This is a genomic window from Gelidibacter sediminis (assembly GCF_004364975.1).
GTDB lineage: Bacteria > Bacteroidota > Bacteroidia > Flavobacteriales > Flavobacteriaceae > Gelidibacter > Gelidibacter sediminis.
The window spans coordinates 1554911-1567805 of the sequence record NZ_SOBW01000007.1 but is presented as its reverse complement, the minus strand read 5'-3'; the positions used below and the strand labels follow the sequence as shown (position 1 = coordinate 1567805).

General features: G+C 35.6%; 5 protein-coding genes. All 5 read right to left on the bottom strand.

Annotated features, from left to right (window positions below; all coding sequences use genetic code 11):
- Positions 1–581: 581 nt before the first annotated feature.
- A complete protein-coding gene (locus BXY82_RS06695) occupies positions 582–2504 on the bottom strand; it encodes a putative porin (protein ID WP_133757376.1) in 1923 nt (640 codons plus the stop codon).
- 315 nt (positions 2505–2819) lie between these two features.
- The gene (locus BXY82_RS06690) at positions 2820–4205 is read right to left on the bottom strand and encodes a RagB/SusD family nutrient uptake outer membrane protein (RefSeq protein ID WP_133757375.1); all 1386 of its coding nucleotides are present in this window, start codon (positions 4203–4205) and stop codon (positions 2820–2822) included.
- A gap of 3 nt (positions 4206–4208) precedes the next feature.
- Positions 4209–7241: a SusC/RagA family TonB-linked outer membrane protein gene (locus BXY82_RS06685; RefSeq protein ID WP_166643256.1), complete on the bottom strand. Its 3033-nt coding sequence runs from the start codon at positions 7239–7241 to the stop codon at positions 4209–4211.
- 631 nt (positions 7242–7872) lie between these two features.
- On the bottom strand, positions 7873–9378 hold the full coding sequence (locus BXY82_RS06680) for a RagB/SusD family nutrient uptake outer membrane protein (RefSeq protein WP_133757374.1): 1506 nt from the start codon (positions 9376–9378) through the stop codon (positions 7873–7875).
- 18 nt (positions 9379–9396) lie between these two features.
- Complete coding sequence (locus BXY82_RS06675; protein WP_133757373.1) at positions 9397–12627, bottom strand: SusC/RagA family TonB-linked outer membrane protein; 3231 nt, start codon at positions 12625–12627, stop codon at positions 9397–9399.
- Positions 12628–12895: the final 268 nt, after the last annotated feature.

The following is a 12895-nucleotide window of genomic DNA, read 5'->3' as shown; positions in this document are numbered from 1 at the left end:
TGAACTCTTTTGCAGACGCCCCCGCGGCTGCAAAAAGTGAGGGGCGAGAGCGCGGTGGGCTGCCCCAAAGGGCAGACCGAACGCCCAAAAAAGAAGACGTGCCTTTAAAATAAAAGATAACGACACCTATATATATATATATAGTATAGTAAGGGATAATCCATTCTCAAATCTATTTTGAAGCTGTAGAACTTAGGAGCTGTATATTTAAAAATGATCTAGGCAGTGCCCTTTATATAAAAAGACCCCACATTGAATTAAAATTTCAATTGTTGTGTTGATCAGTTTGCCAAGGGTTCCATTCGGCTTCGTTCTTTATAATGAGTTAGAAAAATCAGAATGCCAAACCCATATCCATAATTATGGGATGACAATACTATATATACCTACATTGGATTGATTAACGTCTATCTTATTAGAATTATTAAAGCATCATATAGAATGGTCAGAATTTAAATGAATCCGCAATAAGCATTAAGCACAGCCGAATAGAACGGTTAGTAAGCAGGGATTCTATTAAACCCAACTAAATACCAGGGGGAAAAAAAAGTCAACTTATATGAATTCTTGTTTGATCTATATTATAGAAAGAAATTCCATACCAATCCGAAACGAATACTGAAGTCTCTATAAGGATGGTTAGGGGCTGAAAAATAATTGTAACCTGTAAATGCGGCATTAAAATGTTCCGCTTTCACATAGATTCGGGTCTGTCTTACTTTGGCATTGATAAAAAAGTCCAGCCTTGGGAAATTGCCAATTTCGGTTTGATTTTGAACATAGAATTCAGCCAACAACGGATCATAGCCGTTCATATGATAGGCCGTAAAATAGTTGAGGGTAATTCCCGTTTGCAAGAAAAGCGCCTTTTTAAATAAGTGGTCAGAAAAATAGAGAGTATTCCGCGTGATGATCTGGGGCACGTTCAATACTCCTTTACCGTCCAATACGTTTTGATACATAATAGTATTGTCTAAAGCGAATTTTCCCAACTGAATGTCTTTTGACAAATCAATCTTAAGATATTTGACAGACTGATCAGTTTGTATAGGTTTGACCGCATTTGCTGTGTTCTTCCCAAAATAGGTGTAATTGTTGATGGATGTCAATTCCACTCCTGCGGTAACAATACGATCAGATACGACTTTGAAAGCTAAATTCTGGGTTTGAACATTTTTAAATGCCTCTATATTGTCCCAGTTGTAATTGAGGTAGTCACTTTGATGTAGCAACAGGTTGTAATTGGCAAGTTTTGAGTTGGAATTTATGCGCGCCACAATATTCAGATCTGGCATTAATTGATAAGATGCATTGAGATCTACATAATTTCCACTAAAATCTCCCGAAACATTCAAACCGAACTGTCCATTTAAATGAAATCCACCAATAGTATTGCTATAACTCCCACCTACTCCAACAACGCTTCCCTTGATTCGGTTAGTTATGCGAACACCGTTTATTATGGTCAGCGCATCATATTCATAGTTAAGATTGCTATAATCGGCATTAAATTGAAGCTGCCCTAAAGTCTTGTTTTGATATTGAACAAAAAAACGGTTTGAAAAGGCTTCTAATGTTACTTTGTCATCAATGCTAGCACTCAAAAATGATGCACCAAAAAAATCATTTTGGGCGGCTTGGGTAAATTGATAATATTTATCTTCAAATGAAATGACTTGCCCAACGCTCAGACTGTTGGGAATACTATCTGATACTTTTAATAAATTGTACTGATGATCTAACAAGAAGCGCTTACCTTCAAGGTTATTTTCTGCATCTTCAAAATTGGGTTCAAAGACCGATCGGTCAATAAATTCAGCATCGCCAGATTTAAAATTCTCTACATCTTCATCGGTTAATCCACCATTCTCCTCATTAAGTATATCCTGCATCACAATATGTGCTCGGGCTTGGTATTTATGGCTTTTGGTTATATAGTTACTAGTAAATCTGAAATTACCAGTACTTGTCAAAGCATTCTGATACTTTCCTAAAGACCGCAATCCTTTATAAGCTATGGAGAAATTGAACTCTTTAGATACATTAACCGTAAAAAAGGCATCAAGTAGCTGGCCTTGTTCAAAAGCAGTCTTGTAAAACAACTCTGTTAAAGGTGTTGGCACATGATAGTAATTGATATCTTCAACCTCCATGTAGTTGAAGTGCTTGGCACGAGCACCAAAAACTGGCAGTGATCTATTTGATTTATAGTTATAGGTAAGACTATTATAAGTTTGGCCTAGATTGGCAAAAGGAAGCAGTCCAAAATCATCTCTCCTAAGATAATTGAACTTGTAATCTTTTTTTATGGATAGTGTAGTATCTACAAAAGTAGTGTCTCGATCAACCCCTATAATTAGATAGTCTTCAATATTTGCAACCTCAATTTCTTGTTTTGACTGTAATGAGTCTCTCCCCTGGCCTTGTCTTGGCAGACTAATTTGACTAATTGCTGAAGTCACATTAAAAAGTAAGAAAACCCCTAGAAAGAAAACTTTATTCATTATCAATAGTTGAGTGACAAAAATAATAATATAACTTCTATTTGGCCTCTATATTATAGACATATTGAAAGTAAACCGATACAGAAAAGAAACATTTACCCCAACAAGCTTTTTGGGGTTCACTATTCCTGTTTGCCAACCAACTGTAATGACACTATCAAATTGAAATACATGGATAGACAGCTACTTAACAATCAAATGTTATGTGAGCTAGCTTAAAATGCGAAAAGTGGAAAATAAAATGCATAAAAAAAGCGCTGACATAAATATCAGCGCTTTTACTCTTATTTGTTAAGAGGGTTTTAAAACTATGACTTAGTAGCCATTATTTTGAACCATATTTGAGTTTGCATCCATCTCACTTTTAGGAATTGGATACGCAAACAAGTTGTTAGGATATGTAAGCGTTGTAACCAACTGTTGTGAAGATCCAATAACTGGAACTGATTGACCAGTTCTCATTAAATCATCAAATCTAAACCCTTCAAACATCAGCTCTTTTCTTCTTTCAGACAAAATATTAGCTTTTGTTACAGAAGTATATAAAGACGCACCTCTATTAGAAGGTATTTTATTAAGTTGCTCAAGAGCCATAGGATTAAGATTGTCAATTTCAAATAACGCCTCAGCATAGTTAAGCACTACCTCTTCAATACGGATTAATGGAACGTTATCAGTTCCTGAAACCGTATCTGGGTATTTACCCATATTTCTCAATCTTGTGCCAGCTGCTTGGTAACCTAAAATATTCTTACGAACATCTCCGTCCTCAAAGATATCAATCACTGAAGATACTACTTCAATATCACCATATCCTGACTGACTGTCTCCTGGAAATCTGTAAATGTATGCTAGACCATTAATTCCGACATTATCTGAAGCACTAAATTCCAATTCAAAAATTGAGTTTGGTGCTTGATCAATCATCCAGTTAGAGACATAATTAGCTGCTGTAGCAATCGTGTATGCGTTAGCATCAATTACTATTTTAGCTGCATCTCTAGCTCTTACCCAATCACCGAAGTAAATTGCAACTCTAGATTCTAAAGCTTTAGCTGCCAACTTTGAAATAAGGATTTTGCTATCATAAGCATCGTCCATCATAGCGTATGCCGTTTCCAAATCGTTATAGATAGCATTCTTTACTTCGTCAATAGACATTCTTGAAGGAAATAAATCATCTCCTTTGAAAGTAGTAATATATGGCACTCCCAAGCTTCCGCTAGGTGTGTGCTGCTGACCATAAACTCTCAATAAGTCGTAATGTGCTAAAGCTCTAATTGCCGTAGCTTGACCTTGTAAGTGCTTACCGTAATCTTGATCACCTGCTAAAGAAGCAACGTCTACATTGATTACAATATTTGCATCTGCAATAACTGCATATGCATTGTCCCACACGAAGCCGGTGTTATCGTTATACTTATATTCCGCTTGGGTTGAATACCGCCCTGAACTACCGTTTGCAAAGGTATTATCAGACCTTACCTCGTTGGTAACAATCATTTCTTGTCCATAGTATCCGGAAGCAGTCAATTGACTGTGCATTCCCTTAACCAAACTGTACAGGTTTCCTACATTATTAATACTAGTTTCCACAGCTTTTGACTGCGCTAGTGTAGGCTCCAGGTCTTCTGTTCCACATGAATTAAACAGCATTGCGCTTAATCCAAATACAAATGTATACTTAATTATTTTTTTCATAGCTTAAAAGTTTATTGTTAATCCTAGAGAATATGACTTAGTAGCTGGAGTTTCTAAACCAGTCTCACCTCCTAAACTAACTTCAGGATCATATAACAAATTGTCATCTTTAACCCAAGTTGCCAAGTTATTTCCTCTTAAATAGATCTGCATATTTGTGATGCCGATAGATTCAAATTTATCCTTAAAGTTGTACCCTAAAGTCATACTTCTTAATCTGAAGAAATCTCCATCATACAAATACTTAGAATGTCTTTCCCAAGGACCGTAAGAACTTGTGAATTTTCCATTTCTTGCCACATCACCAGGTTGTTGCCATCTGTCTAATAAGGTTGTTAAACCTTGGAATGCAAAAATTGGATACCCATCTGATGTATTGGTATATCTGTGCCATCCTTCATAAATTTTATGACCACCAGCATAATAACCGTTAGCATCTAGAAAGAATCCTTTAAAATCAACATGAAGGTTTAAACCTGCTGTAATTTTTGGAAGAGCACTATCACCTTGCCAAACGTCAGCGGCTTCATTGAAGTTGGTAGTCGTTGCACCATCAACACCATTTACGTAATACTCCTCAAGACCTGTTTGAGGATTCACACCCGCCCAAGTTGGCATATACCAACCGCGTACAGGATGACCTGTTTCAATTCTTGTAGTTGTAGTTGTAATTGTTCTTTCGATTCCATTAGGATCTAAAGGCAATTTAGTAATTTCATTTTTAACCGTTCCAAGGTTACCACCTAGAGAAAAGTTAAAGTCTTCACTTCTTACAATGTCAAAGTTCAATTCAACTTCTAAACCTGAATTTTCCAAGGCACCAATGTTTTGCACTTGAGATGCGAAACCTGTTGTTTGTGATAATGGCACATTTAATAATAGATCTGTAGATTCTCTTCTGTAATAATTAATTGTTCCGCTAACTACATTGCTAAACAATCCAAAATCAAGACCTAAATCTAGAGTATTGGATTTTTCCCAAGATAGATCTTTATTACCGAAAGTATTTACAGATTGTGCTCCTTCACCATTATAATCTACGCCAAAGCTAAATAAAGACTGATAGTTATTTAATCCAATATTAGCATTACCTGTCACACCGTAAGATGCTCTAAGCTTCAAATTATTTAACCAATCCGTTGAGGCCATAAAATCTTCTTTATGAATATTCCATGCACCACCTACAGACCAGAAACTACCCCATCTTTGCTCTGGGCTAAATCTTGAATTTCCTTCATATCTATAGTTTAAGTCTACTACATATTTACCTTGAAAAGCGCTATAATGTAAAGATCCTAAATACGCCCCTAAGTATGAATCGTAAAAACTAGAATTAATAGACACTGGATTACCAAGAGAATCTAAATTATTTAGACCATCATCAGCAAAATTTTCACCATAAGCTCCTAAAAAGTAAGCTCTATTTGAAGAGTACTCTTGTAACAATGTGACATCAAATACATGATCTACATTGATATCAAAATTATAGTTTAATTGATTTTGGAAGGTATATGTTACTGTATTTCTGGAATATTGACTTGCATCACCATCAGTAGCAGCACCATAACCGTAATTTCTATTGGAGTAACTTCTTGTATTATAAACTTGATAGTCTATATTAAATCTTGAACTCGCTGAAAATCCGTGACCGATATCCCAAGACAATTGGTTATTGGTAACGATTCTTGCCAATGTATTATCATCTATATTATGTTTAGAGATGTAAAGTGGGTTTGGAAGTGAGCCCCCAAATTCATTAATAGATCCATCGTCATTATATGGTTGATAAAGTGGAGACAAAAAGAATGGCGCTGTTCTGGCACCTTCAAAATAAGCACTTCTTTCTAAAAATGCATCCTGATAGGTATAAGCACCTGTATTATTTGAACTAAATTTAAGTTTAGACGAAAGATCAGTAGAAAAATTAACTGCACCGTTGATACGTTCAAATTCTGAACCAACAACCGTTCCTTCTTGTTTGATATATCCTAAAGAAGCATAGAATGTATGATTTTCATTTCCACCTGATGCTGACAAATTGTACTTTTTGATGGCTGCATCCTTATTTTTGATTGCCTCTTTCCAATTGCCTTCAGGTCTTCCATCCTGATCCCAGCTTAAATAAGGCTCTCTAGCCAATAAATAGGCTTCAGCTTCACCTTTAGTAGCAAAAAAACCATCATTGAAATAAGCTTCTGATGCCAATTCCAAACGGTTGGCCGCTGTTAATGGATCTGGTCCATCTACAGCATCATTTTGTACACCGTATGATGTTGAAAACGAGTACTTTGTTTTTCCTTGCTTACCACCTTTTGTAGTAATCACAATTACACCGTTAGCACCTCTCGCACCATATTGCGCTGTAGCAGAAGCATCCTTTAAAACCGTAATTGTTTCAATGTTGTTGCTATCAAAAGAAGCTAAATTAGAGAAAAATGAAGTCGCATCAGAACTTGAAACGTTATCATTATTCATTGGTACACCATCTATTACATATAATGGTTCATTACCTGCAGTAATAGAACTAATCCCTCTAATTCTAATGTTGGAAGTAGACCCTGGTGTTCCAGAGTTACCACTGATTGTAAGACCTGCAACTTTACCTTGTAAAGCCTGATCAACCGTAGGCGTAATAATATCAGTCAGCTGACTATTACCAAGTTGCACAGTAGATCCGGTAACTTCAGATTTTCTATACGAAGCATAACCTGTTACTACAACTTCATCTAATGCAGCAATGTCCTCCTCAAGAGCGACATTAATTGTGTTGCTGGCGCCAACAACAACTTCTTTTTTTAACATACTCACAAAAGAAAACACTAAGGTTTCGCCCGTGCTAACGTTAATGGTGTAATTACCATCAAAATCAGTTTGGACGCCCCGGGTTGTTCCTTTTACAAGGACATTTACTCCAGGCAAAGGAAATCCATCTGAAACCGATGTCACCGTACCTGAAACAGCCTTCTCTTGCGCAAGAGAAAATTGCACCACAAACGCTAGTAAAAGCGTCAGTAAACTTGTTAATTTAAATTTCATAAAACAATTATTTGAGTTAGTTTGGCCCAAACATCATAATAAAAGATTAAAATTCCAAGTAATCGTGTTAAAAATTTGTTAACCCTCATTGCAATGACAATCCTGGCGCTAAATTTTAAAAGGCTGATTCCAAGAACGATACAGCGATATACCTATATAAAATCGCATTATTAAAAATTTTAAATATGTTAAGAAAAAAAGCAGAATTATAGAAATTCAGGGTTTTATTAGATTTTTTGTCTGGCTTTAATACTTATTTTACTAAAATTTTATTTTAGATAATGAAATATTTTGAATAATGCATGTGGATGCTCTACTCTTAAATCAATATTAAAATCAATTTATTATTTAATCAAATTTTGATGGAGTGGTAACTTTGGGTATGTTATGGTTCCATAAGAATTGCAACCATAAATTGTCCGTTATTTATGCCTAGTTCCTAAACCACTTGAACAAAGTAGTATTCTATCTACTTACTAACTCACTTAACAGAATCGGAAAAAACAGTTTAAAATTTTTTCGTCTATAGCCTAAATAGCAATCTTGCAATTTAATTTAAATCCTTAATGCAATTGGCCACAAAAAAAGGCAACCTTTTCAGGTTGCCTTTTAATACTATTATCAGAGGTTATTAATTCTGATCGTTTATCATGTTGTTATCTTGAATTTCCTGTAATGGAATTTCAAAGGTCAAACGTTCATCATCATAACGAATTGGCTCTCCAACAAACGAAAGGTGGTTTGCACCTCTTTTGATGGTAGCTTTGTTACGCTTCATAGCGAGGTAACTCTTACCTTCACCCCATAATTCTAATCGGGTTTGTTTATAGATTTCATCTAACAATGCTTGACCAGTTAATGTTAAAACATAAGCTGAATTAGTCGCTCTTTTAGAAACGAAATCTTCTAAAGCAACCTGAGCAAGACCAACTTGACCAGATTTTGCCAATGCTTCAATGTTTAATAATAAAAGCTCTGCATAACGCATGTAGATATAATCTGCTTTTACAATTTGAGAAGTTCCAAAAACTACTCTATCAGCATCATAAAATTTGTTAATTGGCTGTAAGTGTCTAGCACTTGCAGGATTGTTTAAGAACTGACCTCTACGTACATCATCTTGCGCCATACTGTTATAAAGATCAATGTCCATTCCTTTATTATCTCCAACAGCTGCATAGCTATAAGAGAAGGCATCAATTTGTCCCCACCATGATACTAAGCTTAGCCCGATATCATCATTAAGGTCTACACCCCAAATCCAACCTTTAGAGTTGACGTTGTTGAAACCTCCCAGGATACCATCAGTTGAATTGTCAGCAACCATTAATGAAGCCCCACTACCAGCCATTGCTTCAGTAGTTAAATTTGCAACATCAGTCCATCTATCACCTCTAGCAGCCAACACATAAGCTAAGATTGCTTGAGCAACAGGCTTGTTAACTTGAGTTTTTGAAGGTCTTGAAAATCCTTCTAAGTAACCAATCGCTCGAGTTAAATCATCTTCCATTAAAGTAAACACTTCATTAGTTGTTGATTTTGCTTTGCCAGTAAATCCTGGCACAGTGTAAATAGGTAATGTTGGTGCACTCCAAGACGCATTAACATCATTGATGAAAAATTGCGTTAAGTAAAAATAAGAGTGCGCTCTCATTGCCAAAGCTTGACCAAGGATAAATTTAGTCTCAGCATCCTCTGGCTCTACATCATTACCACCTAAACTTTCAATAACTAAGTTAGCTTGGTTAATAACTCTGTAGTAGTAACGCCAAGGTTGGTAGTTTTCTAATTGGGTATAATCTAATGGACCCTGAAATTCAGTAATACGCGCTCTGTACCATCCATAAGTACTTGTTGTAAGTGCCATATCGCTACATAACATATCCATATAGACATCATAACCTTTTTGTCCATAATCTTGTTGTGAAGTTGTTCCACCTGTTCCAGTGGTAAACATGGTTGCATAGATACCAGTAATGGATCCTGCTCCTACATCTGGATTTTTTACGATAGCGCCAGCCAACTGATCAGCATTGATAAACTGAGTTGGTTCTTCTACCAAAAAATCTTTGTCACAGCCTGACAACATCAGTGTCAAAAAGGCTATTCCGGTAAATTTTAAAATTTTTGTATTCATATCTTTTCTATTTCTTTTTTAAATTTTCACCCTAACTCCAAGTGTAAATGTAGTTAATGGCGCATATAATGCTCTTCCTGAGTTACCACTCTCACTTGTGGTAGGGTTATATCCTTTTCTCTCACCTTTAAAAAATAGATTATCACCAGAAGCATAAATATTTAATCCACTTACGCCAATGCTCTCTGAATATCTAGCTGGTAAAGTATATCCAACTAACAAGTTGTTTAATGCCAAATAATCAGTTTTTGTAATAAATCTTGAAGATGATGAGTTAACGTTAGGAATTACTCTATCTGCAATTAAAGGCACATCAGTAATGTCGCCTGGTTGACGCCATCTGCTACGCACATCTATGTGTCTGTTTTGAGCAGTGATTCCTCCGTTATTGTCATGCATTAACTCAGCATATTGAGCGTCATATCCATATCCACCTAATGAATATGCAAATTGTGCTGAAATATTGAAATCATGAATTTTAGCATTTAATCTAAAAGCACCAGCTACATCAGGAATTGCAGACTTATCAATATATTTCTGTGTTGCCTGAGAGTAGGTTTTTGTAGTTCTGCTTGCAACATTAGCATTGCTGTTTTCTTTTACATATTTAGAAAGACTTGCAATTGCAACATCACCAGTATTAAATACACCATCACCATTAACATCATCAAAATGTTGGATCCACATTGGGTATCCATCAGCAGGATCTACACCCGCATATTCTCTAATATAGAAATCATAAATAGAACGTCCTTTAGAATACCCATAAAGACCAACATTATTTAAGTTTGCAGGCGCTCCAGTTTCTGGGTCTAGAGGCATCGTTCTAATTTCGTTATCATAGATTGCACCGTTAAGTGTTAATGATAATGCCACATTTTCTTTCTTGATAATATGTCCTGTTAAATCAAATTCAAAACCACTGTTTCTTAAGACACCATCATTTACAGTTAGAAGTGCAACACCTGATGAAGGAGAAATTCTTCTGTCAAAAATTAGGTTATCTGTATCTTTGATATAGTAGTCTAATCCTACGTCTAAGAAATTACCGATAGTAAATTCTAAACCTGCTTGATATTGTTTTGCAGTTTCCCAAGTTAAGTCAGGGTTTGCAAATAAACTAGGGTTAATCGCAAACTCACCGTTAAGGTTAGTAACATCAAATGTATTGATACCAGTATAGTAATCTACCCCACTTTCATCTCCAGTAACCCCGTAAGATCCTTTCAATTTAAGGTAAGTCAACACATCATTATTGAAAAGAAAATCTTCATTACTAATTATCCAAGCGGCACCAACAGATCCGAAAGTATCCCATTTGTTTTTGTAAAATCGTGAAGAACCATCTCTACGTAAAGACGCTGTTAAGTAGTACTTGTTGTCATAGTCATAATTAATTTGACCAAAATAAGACTCTAAAGTTCTTGCGCGAGAGTATCCAGATGCTGGACTTGCATTAACGATGTAGTTATCAAGTTCTAAACCTCCAGGTATAATTGCTTTACCTTTATATTGCTCACCAAAAGATTGGCTAAACTCATTACTTTCATGTGCCGCCAATACTTCAAATGTATGGTTTCCAAAATCTCTCTTGTAGCGCAATAACTGTAAGAAGTTTATTGTACGAGATTCTGTTTGTCTCATAAATAAATCTCCTGAGTTAGCAGTAGCTACACCGTAAAATTGGTTACCCATAGATTTGAAGATGTTGTTAGAATACTGTGCACCAAAGGATGTTTCAAAACTTAAGTCTGAGGTGAATTTAATTTTACCTGTAAAACTTGTATTGATTTCATGTCTTTTAGTTCCATTGTAATCATACAGTGCTGATGCAATTGGGTTCAAGTTGTTTGCATTTGGTCTTGCTCTAAAACCAGAGTTTGAACCATAGTCATATTGAAACCCTCCGAAAATAGGATCTGGTACCAATTGATAATTATCATCTCTTAAGAATACAGGATAAATTGGATTCATTTTATCAGCAAATTCAAAAATGTTTTCAGCACCGTCTGTTTGACCGTTATTAAGACTTTCAGAATATGTATATCCAATATTTGCACCCACGTTAAACCACTCTTTAATGTCAGTGTTAATGTTTAAACGTGTATTATATCGCTTGTAGCCAGTGTTTATTGCATAACCGTCATCATCAAGGTAACCTGTAGAGAAGTAATAGGTTGATTTGTCAGTTCCTCCACCCATTCTTAAGTTAGCCTCAGTTCTATAAGCGTCATTGAAAGATAAATCAGCAAATCTTTCTGGAGTATAACGTCTTGTTACACCTGCTCTAACTTGACCAGTTGCAGGATCAATAAGTTCTGCACCATTGGCAACATTCCACATGTTATAACCTGGAGCAACAATTGCGTTTGTAAATAAAGCATTGTTTACTGTTCCAATTGGATCAGGATTACCTCTAAGGCGCTCTCTATTAACTTTTGCTTCCCATATTAACCCAATAGATTCTTCAGGAGAAGTGATCACTTGGTACCTAGGGATAATTTGTGTATTTACACCAGTCTTAACATCTACCTCCACATAGGTTTCTCTAGAAGATCCTGTTTTAGTAGTAATCAATATAACACCATTTGCTCCACGAGAACCATAAATTGCCGTTGCTGTAGCATCTTTTAAAATGGTAGTACTTTTAATATCTGCAGGGTTGATTGCATTCAAACTTCCTGAATAAGGCACACCATCAACAACATATAAAGGCGCTCTGTTACCATTAACAGATCCAAAACCTCTAATTCTAATTGTAGAAGTAGTACCAGGTTGACCTGAAGTATTAATAACACTTACCCCAGCAGCCTCTCCAGCAAGTGCTTGAGATACGTTTGAGAAGTTTTTCAGCTCAATATCTTTAGCTTCAATTGTCTTTGCAGTACCTGCATAAGCTTGTTTTGTTGTGGTACCATACCCAACAATAATAACTTCATCAAGTGCAGCAATATCTTCTTCAAGAGAAACGTCAATCGTGTTACTTGATCCGACCAGCACTTCTGCTTTTTTCATACTTACAAAAGAGAACGCTAAGGTTTCACCCACACTAACATTAATAGTATACTTACCATCAAAATCAGTTTGGACACCACGTGTAGTTCCTTTTACAATTACATTCACACCAGGTAGCGGCAAGCCATCCGAAGCAGATGTCACCGTACCTGAGACAGATTTCTCTTGTGCAAGAGAAATTTGCATCACAAACGCCATAAAAAGCGTCATTAACCATGTTAACTTTAATTTCATAAAACAATTATTTGAGTTAGTCGCGCAAACATCATAATAAAAACTATATAAAACAAGCGTAAATCTTAAGGAAGTGTTAAAACGCTCAGCCCCCAACATCACTGACGTGAGAGGCTATTGAGTTCAATATGAAATGGTTGATTATTTTAATGCAATTTAGAGTATTGTTAAGATTCTAATAAAAGGGAAAATTAGATTATATCTATTTTTATAAAACAAAATTTATTAACCATTTTAAGTAATTTTTAATTTCCTTTTAGTTAAAATT